Source organism: Yersinia enterocolitica subsp. enterocolitica (assembly GCF_901472495.1).
Taxonomy (GTDB): Bacteria; Pseudomonadota; Gammaproteobacteria; order Enterobacterales; family Enterobacteriaceae; genus Yersinia; species Yersinia enterocolitica.
The window spans coordinates 1,925,509-1,949,828 of record NZ_LR590469.1 but is presented as its reverse complement, the minus strand read 5'-3'; the positions used below and the strand labels follow the sequence as shown (position 1 = coordinate 1,949,828).

Sequence of the window (24,320 nt, the reverse complement as noted above, 5' to 3'; positions counted from 1 at the left end):
TGCGATGTTGAATATGAGAAACCGTTTTGAGCGTAATAACCTCTTCGGGGAGAAGAATGTTCATGCTGTTTTTGAAGTTAGCCTGCTGCTAAAAGCGATATTGGCTATCATGGAGATTGTGGCGGGTATTTTAACTTTTTTTGTTACCCCCCAGCTTTTATTGAATATATTGCATCGCATTACTCAAGTTGAATTTATCGAAGATCGTGGCGATGTAATTGCCAATTATTTGCTGCATGCAGCGCAAAGCCTTTCCATCAGCAGTCTGCATTTCGCCGCGTTTTATTTATTAATTCATGGCATTGTTAAGTTATGGGTCATTATTGGATTGTGGCGCAAAAAACTGGGGTATTACCCAGCAGCAATAGTCATTTTTAGCATATTTATTATCTATCAACTTTATCGTTATACCTTTACTCATTCTATTATGCTGATTTTAATCACTATTCTTGACTTGGTGGTTATCGTATTGACAGTGCTGGAGTATCGGCAATTGCGACAGGAACAAAAAAGGCTCCAAGCGAAGCCTTTGTGATGCTGATAACAATCATATTTTGCTATCAGCGGCGGGTTATCCCTTCATAAATTAAGCGTAGCCCAAAGGCTCCAACAGCGACTCCGATAATACCGCTTAACAAGTGCTGAACCTTGCCATACGCGCGGCGTACTGCCGGGCGGGAGAATGCCATACTCAGCAATGACCGCCAGAGGATTGAGGCCACAACAATGCCGAGCCAGGCGACCATTTTGGCCCATGCTGGTGTGGTCGGGGTGAGGGTTACCGAGAAAATACTGATAAAAAACAGCACAGTTTGCGGGTTGGATAAATCAGTTAACAGCCCACGGCGGAAGAACACATACCAAGGCGTAATTGACGAAGTAGCGACAGCACCCATGCCCATGTGCAGCTCTTGACGATGGCGCACCATATTGTAGGCATACCAAACCAGATACAAACCGCCGCCGATCTTAATTGCCGAGAACAGTGCTCCCCCTTCAGCAATCAGCGCTGCCATACCAAATAACCCCAATCCTGAGTAAATCGCATCCCCTAAGGCCACACCCAAGCCGGTGAGTAAACCTGCATTCTTACCAGAGCTGAGACTGGTTTGAACCACAACAAGTAAATTAGCGCCGGGATTAATAAATGTGAGTACAAATAGCCCGATGGTCAATATGATGACGTGGATTTCATCCATTTGGTACGGCTCCGATATTCATGATTTCAGTAGCATAATCCAATCTACGGGAGCGTGCAGAGCATAACTTGTGCTTATTGCCATGTTTTAGTCGACATGTGTTAATAGAAATGTGTTGTCTGTCACTCAACAAAAATATGGGCCTGACCCATAATCGTCAAATCAACCATTAAGCCAACATGGATACCTTCGCGGCTGATGGTTTTGATGGCGACGATTTCGTTGTGCTCAATAATAGATAACGTGAGCGTTGAAATAAAACCGGCAAAATCAATACTGACAATCTTAGCCAAGCAGTGAGTCGGATAATGGTGAGCGGAGGGCAGTGGTGTGATAGTCACTTGCTCGGGGCGCAGCATAATGCGTGTTTGCCCCTGGCGCGTTGCATCGTCAACCTTTACCCGGCCTAGCGCACAGTCGGCCCATCCGGCCTCAATATTCGCGGAAAGAATCAGTGTTTCACCCAGGAATGTCGCGGTCGGCTCATCAATCGGCCTGAGATAAAGCTCTTGCGGTGCGCCCACATGAGCCAGCTTGCCCGCGCGCATTACCGCGACCTGATCGGCAAAAGATAATGCTTCGCTTTGATCGTGCGTGACTAATATGGAGGCGATATTGGCTTGCGACAGCAGTTCAGCTACCGCTTTGCGAGTAGATGCACGCAAGGCGGTATCCAGTGCTGAAAAGGGTTCATCCAATAACATCAATACCGGGCTTTGCGCCAATGCTCTGGCGAGTGCGACACGTTGTTGTTGGCCACCGGATATTTCATGGGGCCAAAGTTGCGCTAATCGCCGGTCTAGTGCCACCATTTCCATCAATTTATCAATCCGTCGGGCTTTATCTTGCTTGCTGCCTTTTAGCCCATAAGCAATGTTACCCGCCACGGTAAAATGTGGGAACAGTGCGCCATCTTGCGGGACAAACCCAATCCCGCGCTTATGTGCTGGCACGTGAGTTGATTGGTCAAATAGCGGATTTCCTTGCAAAATCACCTTGCCACTATCCGGCGTTTCGAAACCGGCAATAATACGCAGCAATGTGGTTTTACCCGAACCCGATGGCCCGACAATCGCAGTGCGGCTGCCCGCTGTCACCTGTAAATCAATGCCCTCTAATACCCTGACCGATTGGTAAGATTTACCGATTTGTTGAAGTTCAAGCGTGCTCATAATCCTGCCGTACGTTGAGATTGAGAATAAAGAAGCCAGGTGAGTGGCAGGGAGAGTGCCACCATAAGCAGGGCATAAGGTGATGCAGCAACATAATCTATTTCACTGGTTAATGCCCAGAATCCGGTGGCCAGTGTTCGGGTACCATTGGGTGCTAATAATAAGGTGGCGGTCAGTTCATTGGATATCGCCAGAAATACCAAGGCCGCACCCGCCGCCGCACCGGGGGCCGCCAGCCGCATGGTGGTGCTCCAGATGGCCTGAGTGGGTGTTTTACCCAAACTGCGTGCCACGTTTTCCAGCTCAACCGGCGCAGTCGCAATACCGGCCCGTAAACTGATTAATGCGCGTGGCGTAAACATCAATAAATAGGCCAATAAAAGAGTGAATTCAGTTTGATACAGCGGCGGTGCAATGCGGATGGTGATGGTCACCAGTGCCAATGCGACCACAATACCGGGCAGCGAACTGGTGACATAGTTACACCCCTCCATGACCCGATGTAAGCGCCCTGGATAGCGCACGGATAACCAAGCCATTGGTATGGCGCACAGGGTGATAATTACGGCACCACTCAGCGCCAGAGCCAGCGTTTGTTTCAAGGCTGGAAACAGCTCAACATTCAACCACACATCAATGCCGCCGATGTAGAGCCAGCGGGTGAGGGTAATAAAAGGTACACCGAGCGAGAGGGTGGTCATCACCAGTGGTAGCAGCAGACACAACAGGGTGAGGGCGGTTCCCATTGAATAAGCAGTTTGTCTGCGCGCGCTACCCGAACCGACTCGGGCATAGCGGTTATAGCCGCGGCTGGTGGCTTCGATTAACAATAATCCCAGACAACATAACGCCAGAACACCCGCTAACATATTGGCTGCTGGGCCATTAAAGGTGGATTGGAATTGATCAAAAATAGCCGTGGTAAAGGTATCAAAACGGATCATGGCGTACAGGCCATATTCTGCTAATAAATGCAGTGCAATCAATATCGAACCACCCCAAACAGCGAGTTTTAATTGTGGTAGTACCACGTGAAAAAATACTGCGCTGGGCGTGCTACCTAAAGACGCTGCTGCATCTTCCAGACCGGGATCAAGGCGGCGCAATACTGCTGAGGCGGGCAGATAAATAAAAGGGAAATAGGCAATGACAGAGATAAACACCCCCGCGCTAAGCCCGTGCATTGAGGGTACCAGGCTTATCCAGGCGTAACTTTGCACAAAAGCAGGCACTGCCAGTGGGGCAATAGCCAGCAGTGACCAAATTCGCCTGCCGGGTAGCGTGGTGCGTTCGGTGAGCCATGCCAACGCTACACCAATAATGGCGCATAGCGGCAAAGTGAACGCCACCAGTAATGCCGTGTTAAGCAGTAATTCCCCCACGCGAGGGCGGAAAACGAGAGCCTTGACCGTTGACCAACCGGTATCAATGGCAATGCCAATAACAAACCCCAGTGGCAGCAGGGACAGTAGAGAAAGCATCACCGCAATAACCACAATACCAGAACCAGGGCGGCGGCTATATTGGCGTTGAGTGGTCTGACTCAGTGGCATCGGGATAACATCGGGGTTTACATTGGCCATAATCGTCAAGGCACTCGGCGTGTTAACGCCCGTCGGGCCAGGGACGCGACGGGCTAAAAATACATATTATCAGCAGGTTGACTGTATTACAGCAGGCCAGCTTCTGTCATTAACTCAACCACTTTCTTGCTGTTCAGTTTAGACGGTTCTACTTTTGGTGCATCCAGATCTTTCAGCGGCACCAATTTAGGGTTAGACGCAGCATCGACACCCACGGCGTATTCAAAAGCATTATTGGTGCGCAAGATATCCTGACCTGATTTGCCGGTTATCCATTTCACGAATTCCTGTGCTTCTTTTGGATGCTTGCTCGACGCCAATACACCGCCACCAGAGATACTCACAAAGGCACCTGGATCTTGATGTTTGAAGTAATGCAGTTGAGTTTTACCGCTGTTCTCACCGGTTTTGGCTTGATCAACAAAGCGGTAATAGTGATAGATAACCCCACCATCAATTTGGCCAGCATTCACCGCTTTCATCACCGTGCTATTACCTTTATAAGCGGTAAAGTTGGTTTTCATGGCCTTTAACCACTCCAACGTGGCTTTTTCGCCTTTCAGTTCCAGCATGGCGCTAACAATGGCCTGGAAATCAGCCCCAGAAGGTGATGCAGCCCAACGGCCTTTCCACTCAGGTTTAGCTAAATCCATGATCGACTTAGGTAACTCGGCTTCGCTAATTTTTTCCGGATTATAGACAAAAACGGTACTGCGGGCAGCAATGCCGGTCCAGCGGCCATGTTCAGGGCGATACTCTTTCGCCACCTGAGCTTGTGTTGCTGCATCCAATGGGGCGAACAATTTTGCATTATCGACCAGCACCATTGCTGGGGAGTTTTCCGTCAGAAAAACGTCTGCGGGTGATGCGCTGCCTTCCTGAACCAGCTGATTACCTAACTCGCTGTCCCCGCCATTGCGCAGGGTCACCTTAATACCAGTATCTTTGGTAAAGCCGTCGACCCAGGATTTCACCAGATTTTCGTGTTGGGCATTATACACCACAATACCTTCGTCATTGGATTCCGCATTGGCGGAAAAAGCCAGCATCATTGAGGAAGCTAGCAGAGCAACAGGGCCAAGAGAGGATAAACGTAACTTCATAAAGAGATCCTTTAACAGGTCGAAGAAGGAAACGAGAGAGTGAGTCAACGGAGAAACATGTCGATTGTATAGAAAGAAATCAGTAATGATAGTGAAAATCATTCGTATTATTTGATACTAAATGTTTCATTGATGTTGCTGTAATTCATTATTCTTCAAAGGGTTTATTCTGTTTTCCTCTGGCGCAGACACCGGCTACTGTACGATTCCTATTGTAAATAACCCAGTATAATCCTGCATTTTCCTGTTTGTTCCTTATAGGCAATGACTTAACATAGCTATTACTTTTTGGCATGGTTTATGGATATACGATGCGTCACTTAGCTGTCATTCTTCCCTCACTCATTTTGCTTTCTGCCTGTAGCAGCAAGCCGACGCCTCCTGTTGTTGCGACGCCGTCAGATAGCCTGACACAAAGTGGTTTTTTACTTGAACCGCAACATGTGGGTCACGTGCCAGACGGTGATTTTGCCTATAATGCGGATACCGCCCGTTTTGTTGACAAAATGGTGCGTGAGCATGGTTTTGAGCGTCAGCAACTGCATGATGTATTAGCGCAAACTAAAAAACTGGATTTTGTTATCCGCTTGATGGATAAGCAAGCGCCGACCTCTGGCCGTCCATCCGGGCCAAATGGTGCCTGGAACCGCTATCGCAACCAATTTATTACGCCAGATAACGTGCAAAATGGGGTGAATTTCTGGAATCAACATGAAAAAGCCCTGCAACGTGCTTATGAGGTCTACGGGGTTCCACCCGAAATTATCGTTGGCATCATTGGCGTTGAAACACGCTGGGGCAGAGTGATGGGTAAGACTCGTATCATTGATGCGCTGGCAACACTCTCCTTTGCTTATCCGCGCCGCGCCGAGTATTTTTCTGGTGAGCTGGAAACCTTCTTGCTGATGGCGCGCGCTGAGGGCAATGACCCACTTAGTCTGCGCGGTTCTTACGCCGGAGCTATGGGTTATGGTCAATTTATGCCATCGTCATTTAAAGATTATGCTGTTGATTTTAACGGCAATGGCCATATCAATTTGTGGGATCCGGAGGATGCCATCGGCAGTGTGGCGAATTACTTCAAAGCCCACGGCTGGACCAAAGGGGCGGCGGTGGCTATTCCTGCCAATGGGCAAGCGCCGAATCTCGATAATGGCTTTAAGACCAAATATCCCATTTCGACATTATCTGCCGTAGGGCTAAGCCCGACCGGCTCGCTGGGCGACTATCAGGAAGCCAGCTTGTTGCGCCTTGATGTCGGTACCGGCTATCAATATTGGTATGGTTTGCCAAATTTCTACACTATTACCCGTTACAACCACAGTACCCATTACGCGATGGCGGTGTGGCAGTTGGGTGAGGCGGTTGGCCGGGCGCGTCGGAGTTAATTAGATACCCGTCATCTTTCACGTTGCAGGTGTGTTGGCTGCTCTCGATAACCCGAATCACTTACTGATGTAAGCTCATCGGGATTATGAGCTTCATCAGAGGCTCACCCTGCGGGCCAGCGCAAGCGCTGTTCAAAATGGTTTACAACCAATTTGTATCTTGCTGCCGCCTTCCGGCACCATGAAATCTATAGGGTATATCTTGCTAACAAAGTTAAACCAAAGACATCACAGCAGATGAGAAATATCATCCGGATGAACCGATGGTGGAGATTGACGCCAACCGCGCGTTAGCCACAGCAGGTAAATAAAACCTGCCAGTAACCACAGCAAGCCCACCTCCAGCGCGCGCTGTTCAAGATGAACCCACAACCACACCGACATCACAAACCCCATCATTGGCAACAGCCCGTATTTAAACATGGCTGAAACACCACGACGTTTCTCATTGAAAATAAAGTGTTTTATAACGCTTAAATTCACAAAGGTGAACGCGCCGAGTGCGCCGAAGCTTATCATCGACACCACTAAATTCAGGTCAAGGAACAGCGCCAGCAGCGAGATGGTCGCCACGAACAAAATAGCGCGCCATGGCGTATGGAACTTGCGGTGCAGATGGAAGAACACTTTGCGCGGCAGTACCCCTTCACGGCCCATGGCATAGAAGATGCGCGACACACTGGTCTGTGCGGTCATCGCCGAGGCATAAACACCGGTCAGGTAAGTGGCCATAAAGAAGTTATACATCCACTTACCGCCGACATGCTCGGAGATAATCAAGCTGGCGGTGTCCTGATAAGGGATTAATGATTTCCAGTCTGGATAAGCCAAGTGCGCTGCATAAGACACAGCAATAAAGATGGCACCGGCGCTTATCACGGTAAACAGAATAGCGCGTGGCAGAGTGCGTTTCGCGTCGTGAGCTTCTTCTGCCATAGTCGCGATGGCATCAAAACCGAGGAATGCCAGACAAAGCACCGCGGCACCAGATAATAAGCCAGACATATCACCGGCATTGACCAGCAGTGGCTTCATTAACGCAGCCGGGCTTAAATCTGCCTGACTGAAAGAAAGAGCAATAAATAATACGATAAAGACCATTTGCGCCGCTATCAGCGAGAAATTCACCGAAGTGAGCAGGCGCACACCGAGAATATTCAATAGGCTGACACTGACAATAGACGCAATAATAAATAGCGGTGCGGGGATCGCCGGAAATGCCTCGTGCAAGAAAATGCCTAAAACTAAATAATTAAGGATTGGCAGGAACAGGTAATCCAAAATTTGCGCCCAACCCACCAGAAAACCGGTTTTTCCACCAAAACTACGCTGAACGTAAGAATAGGCAGAACCTGATAACGGCATAGCGTTAGTCATCCGGCAATAACTGAGGGCGGTAAATAAAATGGTAGCTACGGTGACCAGATAGGCAATAGGTAGATGCCCCTGACTTAATACAGTCACCTGTCCGTAGGTGGTAAATACGCCCAGAGGCACCATATAGGCCAGCCCGAAAGCGACCAGCGCGGGGGTTTTAAGCACTCTGCGCAACTGAATATTTTGTGGCATTACCGTATCATCTCCTGGTGTGTACAAGCACCGCTAAGCTGCATTTTTATGCAGCGCATACCCGTCATACTTCAAGCTGCATGTGCGTTGGCTGCCCTCGTTACTCGGCCCATCCATGAGGCTCACCCTGCGGGCTAGCATAAATGCGGTTCAAATCGCTTCCCGACCGATTTGTTACTCAGTTACCGCCTTCCTGCAACTCGAATTATTTAGGGTGAATTATTTAGGGTATAGAAAGATAAAGGAGCGGATTTTGACACAAGGGGGGAAGGTTTGAAAGCCAATACCTTTCCGACTTGGTATTGCCGCGTTATTTGCCAGATTGATGACTTGGGTCATCCAGATAAATGGCCTTTGATTTCGACATATTTATCACCCGAATCACTGACTTACATCAGTGGCTCGGGTGGGTATAAACACCGGTTTATCCGGCCTGATAAACCACTTTACCGCCAATCAATGTAGATTCCACTTGAGTTTGATAAATTGTCTCTGGCGACTGCTCAAACAGGTTATTATTCAAAATGATAAGGTCGGCAAATTTACCCGCTTCCAGTGAGCCAATATACTGCTCTTTAGCAATCATATACGCTGCGTCAATAGTCGCGGAGCGTAATGTTTCAATCAGCGTCAGGTCACGATCATTATCCAGCCGCGGGCCAGCGGGGCTGCCGTCAAGATGCCATGCGCGGCGGGTCATCCCCACTTGCAGGTTGTACCATTCATCCAAACGGTCAATCGGCCAGTCACTCCCATAAGCAATACGTGCCCCTGCATCGAGGAAACGCGCCGCGGGTTCCATATGTTGGAAACGGGCTTCACCCAGCATTTCACGCTCTTCATCAATCAATACACCCGGCAAACCGCCCCATTGGAAAGAGAGCACGGCAGTTGCCCCCAGTTTGGCAAAGCGGTCATATTGGTGAGCTGCCACCAGTTCATTGTGCGCCAGCCCCGGCCGAATATCTTTGCCTGGGAAGGCTGCTCGCATCTGTTCCACTGCATCCAACACCATTTCGATCGCGCCATCACCTACGGTGTGAGTGTGTGGATGCAGACCGGCGCGAGCACACTCCAAAATGACGGCATTGACCACTGGCGCAGTAAAATAGAGGTCGCCATAGTGTTTAGTTGGCTGCCAGTCTGGGTTTTCTGCCGTGCCGTGGTTGGCACGATAAGGTTCGAGCAGGGCGGCGGTCATGGTCGGCGGCTGTAATACACCGTCGATAAACAGTTTCAAGTGATCAACAGCAAACCCCGGCGCGGGTGTCCACTCTTTATTTCCCCACAGGCGACCAAATTCCACCACTTCTTGTACCACGCGTGCCGCATCTTCCGGCCCTTGCAGGCTGTCTGGTGTCACTTCTTTGGCACCCAAAACGCGTAAAGTCAGCTCATTGCGCTCATATAATTGGCGAAAAGCCACCAATTGTTCGGCAAATACACGGGTATCCATCACCGTAGTGACGCCCTGAGCATTTAAGACTTGCTGCACATGAGCGGCAATTTGCACATTCTTTTCTGGCGTGGCGGAAGGGATGCTATCAAAGGCGCGCATGGCCGGTGCATCTTCCAAAATGCCGGTAAGTTTGCCGTTCGCGTCGCGAGCAATTTTGCCATCGGGTGGGACAGGTGTATTTTCATCAATCCCCAGCAACTCAAGCGCGCGACTATTGGCCGCCAGCGTGTGGCAGTCATTCGAGAACAACGCCACCGGGCGACGAGTATTAAGTGAGTCGAGGGCGGCACGGCTCATATCTGCACCTACCGGTGTCATGGCTTGCCGCTGCCAGGCACGCACTGTCAACCAGTCATTTTCACCTTTAAAGGGATCACTATCGAGATGCTTTTGGATAATATCCAGCGTCTGCTCAACACTCAGCGCGGCATAATTGAGATTACAACCGATCAGCTGTTTGCCACCCCAAAACGGGTGCATATGGCTGTCAATAAGGCCGGGCATCATAAACTTGCCAGCCAGATCGATAAGTTGGGTTTTCGGGCCGGAAAACTGTGGGATAAGCTCATCATTGCCCGTCGCCAGAATATAGCCCTGGCCCAGTGCTATGGTGCTGCACACCCGGTTATTGGCATCTGCGGTGTAAATGATGCCGTTGTAATAGATAACATCGGCGACAGTAGATTGTTGAGTCATAGTAGGCTCTCAAAAATCCCGTTCTTCCTTGATGTTGCAGCCGTTTTCAGATGCTTGCCACAACGCCAATGATTTTGGGAATAGGTGGGTCAAATAGCCATTATAGCCTGTATCTCCGGTAAAACGCCGAGTGAGATACCAACTGAGGCTGGTGTTAGCTTAAGGGTTTTTTAGTAATTCGGCTTTCATCGTGGCAGTCAGATGGCGCAGTATTTCTGTTTCCGAAAAACCTAATTCGGTTAATTGTGTCAATCCATCCAGACCACAGACCAGCCCAATCAAGCGCCACGCGATATCACTGGCGCTTATATCTGAACGGAATTCATTATTGGCTATTCCGGCATCAATCACCTCGACGGTGGCCTGATGCCAATCCGACATTGAGATGGCACATGCCTCTTTAATCAAGTCATCGCGCTCGGCCATGACCGAGACTTCATTCCATAAGCGAGTTTCTCGTTTACCCGCTTCATCTTGTGGATAACCCAGAACAAGAAGCACCCGCTCGTGGGCCGGTAAGTTTTGGCTGTTTATCGCGAAAGCCGCTAAAGATTGCTTCACTAATAATAGAAAAGCATCGGCTCGCAGTTGTGAAACCGACGTAAAGTGATGATGTACTTGTCCAACAGCCACTCCCGCCTCACTGGCAACACGGCGCACGGTGGTAGCGTTCATCCCCTCGGTTATAGCGACCCGCATCGCAGCGTGCAAAATGGTGTCATGTCGCTCTTCACGATTCAAATAGGCCAAAGAGACTCCTTTATCTGACGCATTAATGTTTTCATCATTATGTGATGAATTGGACGTTAGTTCAACTTTCCGCTATTATTGCGAAATTGAACAGGCGTTCAACACTGATTTATACCTAATTCGAGCGTTTTGTATGTCTAAAAAGTGGATGATTTTCTACGTTATTATTCTGATGTATCTCCCCGTTTCTATTGATGCAACCGTACTTCATGTGGCTGCACCACGGCTGGGGATCGCCTTGTCGGCTACGGGCAGCGAGTTACTGTGGATCATCGATATTTACTCGTTGGTGATGGCCTGTTTATTGCTCCCAATGGGGGCACTGGGCGATCGCATCGGTTTTAAACGGCTGGCTTTATTGGGGGCGGTACTGTTTGGTATGGCCTCTCTTGGGGCTGCTTTGGCACCGTCGGTTGCCGCGTTGATTGCTGCACGTGCCTGTCTGGCGATTGGCGCGGCGATGATTCTGCCTGCCACTTTATCCGCAGTGCGCCATATTTTTACCGATGAACGCGAGCGGGCTTTAGCATTAGGAATTTGGGTAGCTATTGGCACCATGGGCGCGGCGATGGGGCCGTTGGTCGGTGGGCTATTAATGGAATACTTCTACTGGGGATCGGTGTTCTTAATCAATATTCCTATTATTATCGCGGTGGTTATTGCCACATTGGTGGTTATTCCTACTCAGCCGATGCGCACTGAACAGACATGGAAATTGGCTCCGGCATTGGTATTGATCACCGCCATCCTGATGTTGGTCTATGCCGCTAAAACTGGGTTGCGCGGCAATGGCGACCCGGTGACGACGTCGCTGACGGCTTTGTTTGGTGGTGTGATGCTATTTGCTTTTGTGCGCCATCAATTGTCTACCTCTGCCCCGATGATCGATTTTCGTCTGATAAGTCAGCGAGTTATTGCCGTTGGTATAACAATGGCAATGACGGCGATGATAACGCTGGTGGGGTTTGAATTACTCCTGACGCAAGAATTGCAGTTTGTGTTGGGCAAAAGTCCACTTGAAGCGGGCATATTTCTGCTGCCTTTAATGATTGCCAGCGGAGTGAGCGGGCCGCTATCGGGGTGGTTAGTGGCCAGGCTAGGATTACGTACTGTCGCCAGTGCCGGTATCGCCTTAAGTTCATTGAGTTTTCTCGGGTTGGCCTGGACAGATTTTGCCACGCAGGTATATCTGGCGTGGGGATGGATGATATTACTCGGTTTCAGTATTGAAGCCTCACTGCTGGCCTCCACGGCGGCAATCATGAGCGCCGCTCCACCAGAAAAAGCCGGTGCAGCGGGGGCCGTCGAGGGTATGGCTTATGAGTTGGGCGCAGGTTTGGGGGTGGCAATCTTTGGTTTGATGCTATCGCGGGCCTATACATCCTCGATTGTATTACCGGAGGATTTGCCCGCCAGCTTAACGGAACAGGCCAGTGCTTCTATCAGCGAAACCATTCAGGTAGTAAATAATCTTGGTGGATATGACGCGCTGCTCAATAGCGCCAAACTCGCTTTTTCAGCCTCGCACAGCTTAGTGTTAGGTACCGCCAGCGGTTTGCTGATCCTGCTGGCGACCGTGGTATGGTTTGCGATGCCGGGGAAAAAAATACGGCAATTTGCACATTGACTGAGGGGGGCTACTGGCCCCTCAGACTGCTGACAAACCTCGACAACTCGATCTTGCAAGGTGAAGGCAGGTAGAAGAGTAAAGCGTCCGCGCCAAGGATGGCGCGGGTCGAGCCATCAGGGACGATTTTACGGCGTCTTTACGATCTGCCTGTTTTCACCGTTACGGGCACTTTGTCATTAACCTCAACTGTTTATTAACAGTTGAGAGTCTGCCAACTCTCTTTATTCATTAGCCATTGCTCTTAGTTAAGTGTGTGATATACCTATTTACGGTAGCGATTTGGGTTTTGATTGATAAATGATGTCAAAACCGTATTCCCATAAAGAGTAAGGCTTTCTCTATGACCGCGCGGCCGTTCGCAGCACAACTTGATATCGACAGTTCAACTCAACCTGTCCGGGTCTCTATCAAAGGAGATTGGGTGCTGGCGCATTACCGCGTCTTGGAGCCGGTCGTCACACAATTTCGTGCGAGCCAGCCTCAGTCAGTGGTCTTTGATCTTACGCAATTAGGGGCTTTAGATACCGCTGGTGCGACGTTGTTAGCCCTGCTTCTGGGGGATGAACGCATTAATCATCTGCGCGAACTTGCGCCTAAACTGCCCGAAGAACGCCGCACTTTATTGGAAACCGTTAGCCGTGTTTTACCTGATTTAGCCTCCGAGTCGTCAGAGAAACCACCTTCATTTTGGCTTGAATTCTTGGCGAACACCGGCCGGTCGGTGGACAATTTATGGCAAGACATCAAATCGTTACTGGGTTTTGTCGGCCTGACTCTTGAAGCGCTATTCAGCACGATTTTCCGCCCATCGCGTTGGCGAATGACCTCCTTGATTGCCAATATTCAGCAAATCGGCCTCAATGCTGTTCCTATTATTATGCTACTGACGTTTCTGGTCGGAGCGGTGATTGCTTTTCTCGGCGCGACAGTATTAACCACTTTTGGTGCGGGTATTTTTACCGTCGATTTGGTGGTGTTTTCTTTCCTACGCGAGTTTGCCGTGCTGCTGACCGCTATTTTAATGGCGGGGCGCACCGCCAGTGCCTTTACCGCTGAAATCGGCCTGATGAAAGCCAATGAGGAAATCGATGCCATCCAAACTCTGGGGTTAAATCCGGTTGAATTGTTGGTGCTGCCACGGGTGCTGGCGTTGTTAATCTCATTACCGATGTTGACCTTTATCGGTATGGTTTGCGGCATTTTCGGTGGGATGGTGGTCTGTGCTTTAGCCCTCGATATTTCGCCCACCATGTTTTTATCCATCATGCAAAACAGCAATGGATTACAGCATTTTCTGGTGGGGATAAGCAAAGCGCCGATTTTCGCTTTCCTGATAGCCATCATTGGTTGTCTGGAAGGGTTCAAAGTCACCGGCAGCGCCGAGTCTGTCGGGGTACACACCACCACCAGTGTGGTGCATTCTATCTTTGTGGTTATCCTGCTTGATGCCGTCGCAGCACTATTTTTCATGGAAATGGGATGGTGAGCCAAATGACGCAAGAACCTATCATTCAAATTCGCAATCTGGTGAACTGTTTTGGCAAACAGTGCGTGCATCAAGACCTCAATCTTGATGTGCAGCGCGGTGAAGTACTTGGTGTGGTAGGGGGATCAGGCACCGGTAAGTCGGTGTTGTTGCGCAGTATTGTCGGGTTACGCCGTCCAACCGCTGGGCAGATTCATGTATTTGGTCAGGATTTAATCACCTTATCGGGCCAGGCGCGTTCCCAGGTCGAACGCCGATTTGGGGTATTGTTTCAACGTGGCGCATTATTCAGTTCTCTGACGGTGACAGAAAACGTCGCCTTGCCATTAATCGAAAATGCGGGCTTGCCACGTGGCGAGGCCGAGCGGCTAGCGCAAGTTAAGCTGGCATTGGCGGGGTTACCGCCGGGAGCGGGCAGTAAATATCCGGCATCGCTATCGGGGGGGATGGTTAAACGTGTTGCTCTGGCCCGTGCGTTGGCATTAGACCCGGATATTTTGTTTCTCGATGAGCCGACTGCGGGTCTTGATCCTATTGGTGCGGCGGCGTTTGATAGTTTGATCCGCACCTTGCGTGATGCACTGAATCTTACGGTATTTCTGGTGACACACGATCTGGACACACTCTATACCTTGTGTGATCGTGTGGCCGTGTTGTCACAAAAGAAAGTGCTGGTGGTAGATACATTAGATAATGTGGCTGCCACTGATGATGACTGGATTCAGGCGTATTTTCATGGCCCACGTGGGCGGGCTGCTTATCAGGCGGCGGCAGCGATTAATAGCGAAGAGAGGTTGTAGATGGAAACCCGTGCTCACCATGTTGTCATTGGTTTGTTCACTCTCATTGTGGTCAGCGCCGCGCTGTTATTCTGCCTGTGGCTGACCAACGCCGGCTCTAATCGCCAGTTTAAGCTCTACGATATTGTTTTTAATGAACCGGTGAGTGGTCTGTCTCAAGGGAGTATCGTGCAGTACAGTGGTATTCGGGTCGGCGAAGTGACTCAACTGCGTTTGGACAGTGAGAACCCTAATAAGGTTTGGGCACGTATTCGCGTTTCTGCTTCGACACCTATCCGCCAGGATACCCAAGCCCGTCTGACGGTTGCTGGTATTACCGGCACCTCAAATATTCAATTTAGCAGCAGCACCCCGTCAAGCCCGTTGTTAGAGGGTAAAGATGGCGAAATTCCTATTATTATCGCCACTCCATCACCGATGAGCCAATTGCTGGCCAATGGCGAGAATTTCATGAGTAACGCCAATGAAGTGCTGATGCGCTTAAACCAGCTATTGGCACCTGATAATCAACAGCGGCTCATCACCACACTGGATAATCTCGCACTGGTCACCCAAACTGTCGCCGATCAACGTCAGGATATTCGCACCATGTTGCAGCAGTTGGCGCAGGCCAGCAAACAAGCTAATGAGACACTGGCGCAAACCAATCGCTTGCTGCGCAACGCCAATGGATTGATGGACGGGCAGGGTAAGCAACTGGTTAATGATGCTGCTAAGACTATGGCATCGTTACAAAATACCAGCATCATTCTCAATAAATTGGTCAGTGAAAATCAAACTTCTCTCAATAATGGCATGCAAGGAATGAATGAATTGGGGCCAGCTGTTGATGAGTTGCGCAGAACATTAGCCACATTGCGTGCGGCAGTTTCCCGTTTGGAAGAAAACCCTGCGGCTCTGCTGCGTGGCCGTGAAAGAACACAGGAGTTTACGCCTCGATGATATCTCTGAAGATAATGCATTCTACCGGTCGTGGTGCGCGGCTGTTGATGTTATCCGGACTGGCGATGTTACTGTCAGCTTGTACCATTTTACCCAGTGCGCCGGTATCACAGGTTTACTTACTGCCCGTGCCGCCCGCAGCCAATGCGCCGCGCGCACAGGCAGTAAATTGGTCGTTGCGAGTGTCACAACCGGCTACCAATCAGTTTATCAACAGCTCGCGTATTGCTGTGCAGCCAGAAGGGCAGGAAATAGCGGTCTATAAAAATTCGCGTTGGACTGATCCGGCCCCTATTTTAGTGCGTAATCGCCTGATTCAGGAGTTTCGCACTGATGGCCGTATTCCTGCGGTCAGCAGTGACGATGATAGCCTTCAGGCTGATGTTGAGCTGAGCGGCGATTTATCAGCATTTCAGGGGGTATATCAAGCGGGTAACAGTGAAGTGCTGATCCGTTTTGATGCCCGACTGGTGCGGATTTCAGATCGTAGAATTATGGCGACGCGACATTTTGAAGTTCGGCAACCTATTAAGGGCGCACAGATGAATGAAGTGGTAGATGCTTTTGGCTTGGCGAGTAATCAGTTGGCCTCACAGGTACTGAACTGGACACTGCAACAGTCTCCTCAGTAAACAGTTATCTTAGCAAACAATCACTTGCGTAAGAGTGGTGGCTATTTATCTGACTGAATAGCCACCATTATTTTGATGAGAAAATCACTCTTTTTCTTTTCTATTACCGGGCCGCTGATATTCTCGATAATAATATCGCCAGTGAGTCGGTAACCGCAATCCAGGGCATATTGCTTTAATTTCATCACATTCACGTTGTTCTCAAGACTTCCGGCACAACACATGCTGACAAACTTCCCCGACCGCAGGGTATAAGGTAATTGATGAATAATGGCTGGGTGATCGCAAAATAGGGTGGAAAGTGGATAGTTATCTGATTTAACGTCACTACTTTTTAATAGAAAACCATAATTGGATGTCAGATACCACGAATAGTCTTCGGTCATATCACCTATTTTTTTAAAGAAATCTAAAATATTACTTGTTTGAAGTTGCAATATACCGACTTCAACTTTGTCACGATCTTCAATAAATGGGTTATTTATATTTTCCTTGGTAGTTGATATGGCATCTAAGCACTGAATATGCTTTTGTAAAAAGTGGCTCACCTGAGCAAGTTTTTCTTGGTATACCAGGAGCTTAGAATGCGCCTTTTTTATTTTATCTATGCTTTCAGACGACGAGTAATCGGATAAAACTGCCTTGATCTCGGCATTAGGCATCCTGGCTTCCTGCAAGATTTCGATCATATGAGCTTGGGATATCTGAGCATGTGAATATAATCTGTATCCATTAGCATCCCTTTTGGGGACCAATAGGCCAATTTTATCGAAATACCGTAGATTATGAGAAGAGATACGCGTTATCTCTTGAAACTTTTTTATGGTGTAATTCATTAGTATCTCCTTTTTATCAACGATTAATGATAATCGCAAAAGGTATTTCTTAATAGGCTCTTATTTGCAATAAGAGCCTCAGAATTATTGTTATTTAAGATTTAAATGACGAGACAGAAACTCATAGTTTCGCTCAAGATTATTCTGTGTATGGAAATACTTATCTTCAGCATGATCAGATTCCATTAATAGGTTGTATTCCACATTATCGCTCCCAATTGCTTGAGCCAACTTATCGGCAAACTCTTGGCTTTGCAGTCGTGGAATAACTGAATCTTTATAACCATGCTGAATCAAAAATGGCGGTGCATCTTTGGTAATATATTTTTCAGGATTCGTGGTGTCCATAATATCTTGTGGCACCTGCGAGATTTGTTTTCTCATCAGGAAAGATTCAAAAGAATCTGCGGTTGAATGTTTTTGTCCATCGATACCGATTTGCTTCCATTGCTCATCCATCTTCAGGAAATTAATTGGGGGATACCAGGCAATAACCGCCTGAACTTTAGTCGAAACATCAGGGTAGCCCAATGCCGGATCTTCTAAAGATTTCACATCTGCTGAGACTCCGGCTAATGCCACCAGGTTTCCGCCTGCCGAACCGCCCATTAAAACAATATTATCGGGGTCGAAATTGTATTTTTTAGCGTTAGCGCGGACGAATTTGATGGCTGCTTTGACGTCATTTATCTGTGCTGGCCATGCAGCTTCTGGGCTGAGTCGGTAATTGATATTAACCACCGCATACCCTTTTTCCAGCCCGTAAAGTGCCGGGACAAGCTGATTATCCATTTTGTCACAACCAAAGAATGCACCACCGTGTACATTGATGATAACGGGGTACTTTAGCTGCCATTGTTCGGGTAGGAAGATATCCATTTTTTGCGCATTGGAGACCGAGGCGTAAGGAACATCCAAATATTTATGGGTGATACGCGATATATCTGGTGCTTCACCGCAGCCATTGGCACCTTGTGGTGGGCCTTCAATCTTTTTGCCATGCCAATCGGAGGGCATTTTTATATCGGCATTGGCACCGAATAGTGGAAATATACTGAGACAGACCAAGGTAAGCAGCGCTTTTTTATACGGCAATTTGTACATGTTAATGTGTCCTTGAATCAGCTTTTGATCGTGAACAGTAAATATATGGCTTCGAGCTACTCTAATGTCAATATCTCGATATGAAGGATGATAGTCAGCACTGGAAGAACTGTGACGGCAGGGAGGTTATGTCAGGTTAAGTAAAGTCCGACAGTTATATTGACCGAGAAATTATAAACTTCTGCAAAATATCTGATTGCTGTTGCGGAAATATATCTTATATCAAATAAGAGTTGATTTTATGTTTCATAATGTTTGACTATTGTTCTATAAGTTGAGCAAAAGGGAATCATTATGCTTTGGAAAAATACCAGGGAACAGTTTGGCCGTATCACTATTAGTATCCACTGGCTGGTGGCATTGACAGTATATGCACTGTTTGCTCTGGGTTTATGGATGGTGACTTTAGGCTACTATGATGGCTGGTATCATCAGGCACCTGAAATACATAAAAGCATCGGTTGTATACTTTTTGTTGTGATGTTATTTCGGGTTATTTGGCGCTTTATTTCTCCGCCACCAAGGCCTTTATCCAGTTATAGTCGGTTCACTCGCATCAGTGCGGTATTGGCACATCTGTTTTTATATATTGTTTTATTTTGTCTTATGTTCAGCGGTTATTTGATCTCGACGGCTGATGGGCAACCGATCTCTGTATTTGGTTGGTTTGCTGTTCCTGCAACATTAACAAGTTTACCTGATCAGGCTGATACCGCGGGTACTGTGCATCTTTATCTGGCTTGGGCCGTAGTGGTGCTTTCACTATTACATGGGCTGGCCGCAATTAAACACCATTTTATTGATGGTGATATTACCCTTAAACGGATGCTGGGACGTAGCACCGATTAACCAACTGTATTATGGAGAATTAAGTATGTTTAATAAGACCCTATTGGGCCTGACTGTAGGCGCACTGATGTTTACCGCTGGTAGTGCCGTAGCCGCCGAATATAAAATTGATAAAGAAGGTCAACACGCCTTTATCGAATTCCGGATTAAACACTTAGGCTATAGCTGGTTATATGGCAGTTTTAATGATTTCGATGGTTCTTTCACTTTTGATGAAAAGAATCCCGCAGCTGATAAAGTGAATGTGGTGATTAACACTAACAGTGTTGATACCAATCATGCTGAACGTGATAAACATCTGCGCAGCAAAGAATTCCTGAACGTCGGTAAATTCCCACAAGCGACATTTACGTCGACTGAAGTGAAGAAAAATGCTGAAGGTTATACTGTAGTCGGTAACCTGACATTAAATGGTGTGACTAAGCCAGTGACCTTGGAAAGTAAGCTGACTGGCCAGGGTAATGACCCGTGGGGCGGTTATCGTGCCGGTTTTGAAGCTAATGGTAATATTAAGCTGAAAGACTTTAATATCACCACTGATTTAGGCCCGGCATCACAAGAAGTTGAATTGATTCTGTCCGTCGAAGGTGTTCGAACTAAATAATCTGCGTTGTTCTACCTTAAAGGAGCCTAGGCTCCTTTAAGGTTAATGGCAAAGCTGTTGCTTAGTGAGTGAAGGGTTTATCGCACCTAGGGGCACTTCGACGGCTTACGCCGTTACGACCCCAACGGCACGCTTCCCCTTCATTTGACTTTGGCATCTGTCTGAAAGGAGCCTTGGCTCCTTTTTTAATATCGAAATTATAAAAAATAAGGCTATTTGACCTTATTTTCTGTAAAGAAAGGCCCTTTGCCGACAGAATCTCTAATGAACAATTCAGATTGAAATATATTTTCATTTGATAGATAGCCGCCATCTAACATAGATATCAACCTGTTAATAACTTCATTTATCATGCCACTGACGGGATCTTTGATACTGGATAATGGCGGTAACAGGAAAGGCGCGATCGGAATATTATCAAACCCGATGATGGAAACATCTTCTGGGACTTTTAATCCGGCTTCGTTTAATTTTTTCATCGCCCCAATGGCCATATCATCGTTACTGGCGATAATTGCGCTAAAAGGTAACTGGCTGGCTAATAAAGACTCAACTGCAGTGGCTCCACTTGCAGGCGTCCATTTACCTTGCGCAATAAGTTTGTCCGGAATGGGTAGTGAAAATGCCGCTAATGCTGTCTTATATCCAGAAAGTCGCTCAATCGCGGTAGGTGAATCAAGTGAGCCGGTAATAAAGGCAATATCGCGATGGCCCTGATCAATAAGATATTTAGTCGCATTATAGCTGGAACCTTTATGATCGCAGAAAATACAATGGCTATGATTTTTACGCAGCTTTCTGTTAACCACCATAATCGGCTGCTTATATTGATCAATAATAAGATCCATGGCATCAACAGTTAAAAACCGGGGATAAATTATTATTGCATCACAGCGTAAGTCTAGCAGGAACTGAATAGCCTCTTGTTCCTCTTCAGCACTGTGTTTCCCATCAACCAGAACTAACTGACGACCATTTTTTTCTAATTTTTGCGCCGCTTGAGACAGGATTTCATTAAAGTAGCTGCCGTTATACAGGGTATTGGTGACCACCAATCCGATGCATTCAGATTTATTGGTCGCCAGATTCCTCGCCAGTAAATTTGGCCGATATCCCGTCTCTTCAATGGCTTTAAAGACACTTTCTTTAGTTGCATCACTGACATAGCCTTTGCCCGACAAAACACGCGAAACAGTGGCTTTTGAAACACCGGCTTTCTTTGCCACTTCTTGCATTGTAGACATAGGCTCTTCCTGACACGTTGAAAATTATTACTATTCTACACGTTAGCGCCGCCGAGAAGCAGGTTGCTGAGCAGAATAAATTCCCTCTCGATGTCGATCATCATCACAGAATGAAAATTGAATAAATCTATCTATTGAATTCTACCTCATATTTTAAGACTCTCATGTGGAACCGGTTACCTATCTATATGGGAATGTTTATAGATAAGATATTTTCGGTCAGTGAATAATTTATAACTATATGAATTTGATGGCTAATTGTGAGTTCGTGGCGATGAGGGAATTCCCTCAGTGCAGAAGGGACACTTAGCTCAGCGCGCGCCATTACGGGGAGTTGTTACTCATGTCAAAAAATTATGCCGCAGTATCTCAACAGATAGTCGATGCCATTGGTGGGGCCAATAATATTGGGGCTGTGACCCACTGCATGACACGCTTACGCTTTGTACTCAATGATAAGACTGTGGTCGATTTGGCAAAATTAAAAGCCATCACCGGAGTGTTGGGTGTGGTACACAGTGAAAATCAGTGCCAGGTTATCATTGGGAATAATGTGAGTTATGCCTTTGCTGAAGTACTCAAATTGTTGCCTGAAGGCGCATTGCCGGCAAACGCATTACCCCAGAAAAGCAAAATCACCTTAAAGCGGATTGGGGCTGGGATACTGGATGCATTGATTGGCACCATGTCACCGTTGATCCCTGCCATCATCGGTGGTTCGATGGTAAAACTGCTGGCGATGATACTGGATATGACCGGCATTTTTGAGAAAGGCTCATCAACTCTCATCATCCTTAATGTGATTGGCGACGGTGCTTTCTTCTTCCTGCCAGTAATGGTGGCGGCTTCTGCGGCGATAAAATTCAAAACCAATATGTCGCTGGCTATCGCCATTGCCGGGGTGTTGGTTCATCCGGCGTTTATTGATTTAATGGCCAAAGCTGCGCAAGGCCAACATGTTGAATTTATGGGCGTATCCGTTACGGCGGTGAAGTACACCTATACGGTGATCCCGGCACTCTGTATGACCTGGCTGCTGTCTTATATTGAGCGCTGGGTTGACCGTATTACACCGGCGGTGACTAAAAACTTCCTTAAACCGATGCTGATCGTGCTGATTTCTGCCCCTATTGCCATCATGTTTATTGGGCCACTGGGAATCTGGATTGGCAGCGGTATTTCCTCTTTGGTGTATACCGTTCATGATTATCTGGGCTGGCTCTCCGTGGCAATTATGGGAGCGCTTTGGCCATTATTGGTTATGACGGGTATGCACCGAGTCTTTACGCCAACCATCATCCAGACCATTGCCGAAACGGGCAAGGAGGGCATGGTGATGCCATCAGAAATTGGTGCCAACCTTTCATTGGGCGGTTCATCTCTGGCGGTTGCCTGGCGCACCAAAAACCCTGAATTACGCCAAACGGCGTTGGCTGCTGCGGCTTCCGCTATTGTAGCGGGCATCTCTGAACCGGCACTTTATGGGGTAGCATTGCGGCTTAAACGCCCGTTAATCGCCAGCCTTATCAGTGGGTTTATCTGTGGTGCCGTGGCGGGAATCGGTGGGTTAGCCAGCCATTCCATGGCCTCGCCTGGGTTATTCACCAGTGTTCAGTTCTTCGAGCCGGCCAATCCAATGAGCATTGTATGGGTGTTTGGCGTCATGATTCTGGCAATAGTCATTTCTTTCGTCACAACACTCTTACTGGGATTTGAAGATATCCCTGTCGAAGATAGTGCGGATAGCCGTGCCGATTCTCCTGCTTCAACTGTTTCACACAGCGCAGTGAAAATTAACTAAATAAAGAGGTATTGAATGTCAGTATCAACATTTCCCGACGGTTTTTTATGGGGCGGCGCATTAGCCGCAAACCAGGCCGAAGGTGCTTGTTTTGAAGGTGGAAAAGGGCTGGCAACGGTGGATATGATCCCTCATGGGGAACACCGTTTGGCAGTGAAATTAGGGCAGGAAAAGCGTTTTACCTTAAGAGATGATGAGTTTTACCCTAGTCATCAGGCCATTGATTTTTATCATCGCTATAAAGATGATATCGCGTTAATGGCAGAAATGGGGTTTACCGTATTCCGTACATCAATTGCATGGAGCCGGATTTACCCTAATGGCGATGAATTGACACCGAATGCCGAGGGCATTGCCTTTTATCGCGACCTCTTTAATGAATGCAAGAAGCACAATATTGAGCCGCTGGTAACACTGTGTCACTTTGATGTACCCATGCATCTGGTCACGGAATATGGCTCGTGGCGTAACCGAAAAATGGTTGAGTTTTTTACGCGTTATGCCCGAACATGTTTTGAGGCCTTCGATGGTTTGGTGAAATATTGGCTCACATTTAACGAAATTAATATCCTGCTTCATAGCCCATTTTCAGGTGCTGGTTTGGTCTTTGAGCCGAATGAAAATCAGGAACAGGTAAAATACCAAGCTGCTCATCACGAACTGCTCGCCAGTGCATTAGCGACTAAAATTGCTCATGAGGTCAATCCTGAGAATCAGGTAGGTTGCATGCTGGCGGGAGGGAATTTTTATCCGCGAACCTGTAAACCCGAAGATGTTTGGGCCGCGCTGGAAAAAGATAGGGAAAATCTATTTTTTATTGATGTGCAGGCCCGTGGGGCTTATCCCGCTTATACAAAACGCCTTTTCAGAGAGAAGGGAATTTCAATTGCCACCCAAGTGGGTGATGACGATATTCTTAAACATGAGGTGGATTTCGTCTCTTTCAGTTATTACGCTTCGCGTTGTGCTTCGGCGGATATGAATGAGCATAACAGCAGCGCAGCTAATATTGTGAAATCTTTGAAAAATCCACATATTCAAGCCAGTGAATGGGGCTGGGGCATTGATCCTTTAGGTTTACGCGTCACCATGAATATGATGTATGACCGTTACCAGAAGCCACTATTTCTGGTTGAAAATGGATTAGGTGCTAAGGATGAAATTAATCCGCTGGGCGAAATTGAAGACGATTACCGTATTAGTTATCTACGTGAACATATTAAAGCTATGGCGGAAGCTATCGACGATGGCATTCCGGTCATCGGATATACCTCATGGGGATGTATCGATTTAGTTTCTGCCTCAACTGGAGAAATGAGCAAACGCTATGGATTTGTTTATGTTGATCGTGACGATTTGGGCAAGGGTTCTTTAGCACGCAAGAAAAAGAAATCTTTCTATTGGTATAAAAAAGTCATTGCCAGTAATGGTGCTGATTTGAGTTAAATAATTCGCCGGGAATGGTGGCTATGG

21 protein-coding genes are annotated in these 24,320 nt (G+C 47.6%); 11 read left to right on the top strand and 10 right to left on the bottom strand.

Features of this window, described 5'->3' with window-relative positions:
• Positions 1 to 4: 4 nt before the first annotated feature.
• Entirely contained in the window at positions 5 to 535 is a 531-nt protein-coding gene (locus FGL26_RS09185) for a DUF2127 domain-containing protein (protein WP_032908577.1), read from the top strand.
• A 25-nt stretch (positions 536 to 560) separates the two neighbouring features.
• On the opposite strand, the gene FGL26_RS09180 is transcribed toward FGL26_RS09185, so the two are convergent.
• The 4 genes from FGL26_RS09180 to FGL26_RS09165 form a co-directional block, all read right to left on the bottom strand.
• Entirely contained in the window at positions 561 to 1,199 is a 639-nt protein-coding gene (locus tag FGL26_RS09180) for a LysE family transporter (RefSeq protein WP_005172122.1), read from the bottom strand.
• Between the two features lie 122 nt (positions 1,200 to 1,321).
• The gene (locus tag FGL26_RS09175) at positions 1,322 to 2,371 is read right to left on the bottom strand and encodes an ABC transporter ATP-binding protein (RefSeq protein WP_032908576.1); all 1,050 of its coding nucleotides are present in this window, start codon (positions 2,369 to 2,371) and stop codon (positions 1,322 to 1,324) included.
• A complete protein-coding gene (locus FGL26_RS09170; protein ID WP_032908575.1) occupies positions 2,368 to 3,954 on the bottom strand; it encodes an ABC transporter permease in 1,587 nt (528 codons plus the stop codon). Before FGL26_RS09170 ends, FGL26_RS09175 begins: the two co-directional genes overlap by 4 nt.
• Before the next feature lie 86 nt (positions 3,955 to 4,040).
• Entirely contained in the window at positions 4,041 to 5,057 is a 1,017-nt protein-coding gene (locus FGL26_RS09165; protein WP_032908574.1) for an iron ABC transporter substrate-binding protein, read from the bottom strand.
• 311 nt (positions 5,058 to 5,368) lie between these two features.
• On the opposite strand from FGL26_RS09165, the gene mltB reads away from it, so the two are divergent.
• Positions 5,369 to 6,445, top strand: a complete 1,077-nt coding sequence (gene mltB / locus FGL26_RS09160; protein ID WP_005172107.1) for a lytic murein transglycosylase B — start codon at positions 5,369 to 5,371, stop codon at positions 6,443 to 6,445.
• Between the two features lie 228 nt (positions 6,446 to 6,673).
• Here the strand turns inward: mltB and FGL26_RS09155 are convergent, their stop codons facing one another.
• The 3 genes from FGL26_RS09155 to FGL26_RS09145 all read right to left on the bottom strand — a co-directional run bounded on the left by FGL26_RS09155 (position 6,674) and on the right by FGL26_RS09145 (position 10,919).
• On the bottom strand, positions 6,674 to 8,014 hold the full coding sequence (locus tag FGL26_RS09155) for an APC family permease (protein WP_005172104.1): 1,341 nt from the start codon (positions 8,012 to 8,014) through the stop codon (positions 6,674 to 6,676).
• 424 nt (positions 8,015 to 8,438) lie between these two features.
• On the bottom strand, positions 8,439 to 10,169 hold the full coding sequence (locus FGL26_RS09150; protein WP_005172101.1) for an amidohydrolase: 1,731 nt from the start codon (positions 10,167 to 10,169) through the stop codon (positions 8,439 to 8,441).
• Positions 10,170 to 10,328: 159 nt separating this feature from the next.
• The gene (locus FGL26_RS09145) at positions 10,329 to 10,919 is read right to left on the bottom strand and encodes a TetR family transcriptional regulator (RefSeq protein WP_005172097.1); all 591 of its coding nucleotides are present in this window, start codon (positions 10,917 to 10,919) and stop codon (positions 10,329 to 10,331) included.
• 133 nt (positions 10,920 to 11,052) lie between these two features.
• Here FGL26_RS09145 and FGL26_RS09140 point away from each other — a divergent pair, with 133 nt between their 5' ends.
• From FGL26_RS09140 to FGL26_RS09120, 5 genes are all read left to right on the top strand, one after another.
• A complete protein-coding gene (locus tag FGL26_RS09140) occupies positions 11,053 to 12,546 on the top strand; it encodes an MFS transporter (RefSeq protein ID WP_005172093.1) in 1,494 nt (497 codons plus the stop codon).
• A gap of 343 nt (positions 12,547 to 12,889) precedes the next feature.
• Positions 12,890 to 14,035, top strand: coding sequence for an MlaE family ABC transporter permease (locus FGL26_RS09135; RefSeq protein ID WP_032908572.1), 1,146 nt, complete (start codon positions 12,890 to 12,892; stop codon positions 14,033 to 14,035).
• Complete coding sequence (locus FGL26_RS09130; RefSeq protein ID WP_005172064.1) at positions 14,029 to 14,835, top strand: ABC transporter ATP-binding protein; 807 nt, start codon at positions 14,029 to 14,031, stop codon at positions 14,833 to 14,835. Before FGL26_RS09135 ends, FGL26_RS09130 begins: the two co-directional genes overlap by 7 nt.
• Positions 14,836 to 15,777 carry an MlaD family protein gene (locus FGL26_RS09125; RefSeq protein WP_005158681.1) on the top strand — a complete coding sequence of 314 codons (942 nt, stop codon included), beginning with the start codon at positions 14,836 to 14,838 and terminating at the stop codon, positions 15,775 to 15,777.
• Positions 15,774 to 16,409 (top strand): ABC-type transport auxiliary lipoprotein family protein, encoded by a 636-nt coding sequence (locus FGL26_RS09120; protein WP_005172061.1) that lies wholly within the window; start codon positions 15,774 to 15,776, stop codon positions 16,407 to 16,409. Before FGL26_RS09125 ends, FGL26_RS09120 begins: the two co-directional genes overlap by 4 nt.
• A 41-nt stretch (positions 16,410 to 16,450) precedes the next feature.
• On the opposite strand, the gene FGL26_RS09115 is transcribed toward FGL26_RS09120, so the two are convergent.
• Positions 16,451 to 17,245 (bottom strand): MerR family transcriptional regulator, encoded by a 795-nt coding sequence (locus FGL26_RS09115; RefSeq protein WP_005172059.1) that lies wholly within the window; start codon positions 17,243 to 17,245, stop codon positions 16,451 to 16,453.
• 90 nt (positions 17,246 to 17,335) lie between these two features.
• The gene (locus FGL26_RS09110) at positions 17,336 to 18,349 is read right to left on the bottom strand and encodes an alpha/beta hydrolase (protein ID WP_032912794.1); all 1,014 of its coding nucleotides are present in this window, start codon (positions 18,347 to 18,349) and stop codon (positions 17,336 to 17,338) included.
• Between the two features lie 294 nt (positions 18,350 to 18,643).
• Here FGL26_RS09110 and FGL26_RS09105 point away from each other — a divergent pair, with 294 nt between their 5' ends.
• Both FGL26_RS09105 and FGL26_RS09100 read left to right on the top strand, forming a co-directional pair.
• Positions 18,644 to 19,198, top strand: coding sequence for a cytochrome b (locus FGL26_RS09105; protein ID WP_005172055.1), 555 nt, complete (start codon positions 18,644 to 18,646; stop codon positions 19,196 to 19,198).
• 25 nt (positions 19,199 to 19,223) lie between these two features.
• Positions 19,224 to 19,802 carry a YceI family protein gene (locus FGL26_RS09100; RefSeq protein ID WP_032908571.1) on the top strand — a complete coding sequence of 193 codons (579 nt, stop codon included), beginning with the start codon at positions 19,224 to 19,226 and terminating at the stop codon, positions 19,800 to 19,802.
• Between the two features lie 212 nt (positions 19,803 to 20,014).
• On the opposite strand, the gene FGL26_RS09095 is transcribed toward FGL26_RS09100, so the two are convergent.
• Positions 20,015 to 21,046 carry a LacI family DNA-binding transcriptional regulator gene (locus FGL26_RS09095; protein WP_011815890.1) on the bottom strand — a complete coding sequence of 344 codons (1,032 nt, stop codon included), beginning with the start codon at positions 21,044 to 21,046 and terminating at the stop codon, positions 20,015 to 20,017.
• Between the two features lie 343 nt (positions 21,047 to 21,389).
• Between FGL26_RS09095 and ascF the strand changes: the two genes are divergently transcribed.
• Both ascF and FGL26_RS09085 read left to right on the top strand, forming a co-directional pair.
• The gene (gene ascF / locus FGL26_RS09090) at positions 21,390 to 22,847 is read left to right on the top strand and encodes a PTS cellobiose/arbutin/salicin transporter subunit IIBC (protein WP_032912793.1); all 1,458 of its coding nucleotides are present in this window, start codon (positions 21,390 to 21,392) and stop codon (positions 22,845 to 22,847) included.
• A gap of 15 nt (positions 22,848 to 22,862) precedes the next feature.
• Positions 22,863 to 24,293, top strand: a complete 1,431-nt coding sequence (locus FGL26_RS09085; protein ID WP_032908569.1) for a 6-phospho-beta-glucosidase — start codon at positions 22,863 to 22,865, stop codon at positions 24,291 to 24,293.
• Positions 24,294 to 24,320: the final 27 nt, after the last annotated feature.

Bases quoted from the DNA above. Each gene is read 5' to 3' on its own strand.
- FGL26_RS09125 (WP_005158681.1), top strand. From the start codon at position 14,836: ATGGAAACCCGTGCTCACCATGTTGTCATTGGTTTGTTCACTCTCATT.
- FGL26_RS09100 (WP_032908571.1), top strand. From the start codon at position 19,224: ATGTTTAATAAGACCCTATTGGGCCTGACTGTAGGCGCACTGATGTTT.
- FGL26_RS09130 (WP_005172064.1), top strand. From the start codon at position 14,029: ATGGTGAGCCAAATGACGCAAGAACCTATCATTCAAATTCGCAATCTG.
- FGL26_RS09110 (WP_032912794.1), bottom strand. From the start codon at position 18,349: ATGTACAAATTGCCGTATAAAAAAGCGCTGCTTACCTTGGTCTGTCTC.
- FGL26_RS09120 (WP_005172061.1), top strand. From the start codon at position 15,774: ATGATATCTCTGAAGATAATGCATTCTACCGGTCGTGGTGCGCGGCTG.
- FGL26_RS09185 (WP_032908577.1), top strand. From the start codon at position 5: ATGTTGAATATGAGAAACCGTTTTGAGCGTAATAACCTCTTCGGGGAG.
- FGL26_RS09180 (WP_005172122.1), bottom strand. From the start codon at position 1,199: ATGGATGAAATCCACGTCATCATATTGACCATCGGGCTATTTGTACTC.
- mltB (WP_005172107.1), top strand. From the start codon at position 5,369: ATGCGTCACTTAGCTGTCATTCTTCCCTCACTCATTTTGCTTTCTGCC.
- FGL26_RS09115 (WP_005172059.1), bottom strand. From the start codon at position 17,245: ATGAATTACACCATAAAAAAGTTTCAAGAGATAACGCGTATCTCTTCT.
- FGL26_RS09170 (WP_032908575.1), bottom strand. From the start codon at position 3,954: ATGGCCAATGTAAACCCCGATGTTATCCCGATGCCACTGAGTCAGACC.
- FGL26_RS09140 (WP_005172093.1), top strand. From the start codon at position 11,053: ATGTCTAAAAAGTGGATGATTTTCTACGTTATTATTCTGATGTATCTC.
- FGL26_RS09150 (WP_005172101.1), bottom strand. From the start codon at position 10,169: ATGACTCAACAATCTACTGTCGCCGATGTTATCTATTACAACGGCATC.
- FGL26_RS09155 (WP_005172104.1), bottom strand. From the start codon at position 8,014: ATGCCACAAAATATTCAGTTGCGCAGAGTGCTTAAAACCCCCGCGCTG.
- ascF (WP_032912793.1), top strand. From the start codon at position 21,390: ATGTCAAAAAATTATGCCGCAGTATCTCAACAGATAGTCGATGCCATT.
- FGL26_RS09105 (WP_005172055.1), top strand. From the start codon at position 18,644: ATGCTTTGGAAAAATACCAGGGAACAGTTTGGCCGTATCACTATTAGT.
- FGL26_RS09085 (WP_032908569.1), top strand. From the start codon at position 22,863: ATGTCAGTATCAACATTTCCCGACGGTTTTTTATGGGGCGGCGCATTA.
- FGL26_RS09095 (WP_011815890.1), bottom strand. From the start codon at position 21,046: ATGTCTACAATGCAAGAAGTGGCAAAGAAAGCCGGTGTTTCAAAAGCC.
- FGL26_RS09165 (WP_032908574.1), bottom strand. From the start codon at position 5,057: ATGAAGTTACGTTTATCCTCTCTTGGCCCTGTTGCTCTGCTAGCTTCC.
- FGL26_RS09175 (WP_032908576.1), bottom strand. From the start codon at position 2,371: ATGAGCACGCTTGAACTTCAACAAATCGGTAAATCTTACCAATCGGTC.
- FGL26_RS09135 (WP_032908572.1), top strand. From the start codon at position 12,890: ATGACCGCGCGGCCGTTCGCAGCACAACTTGATATCGACAGTTCAACT.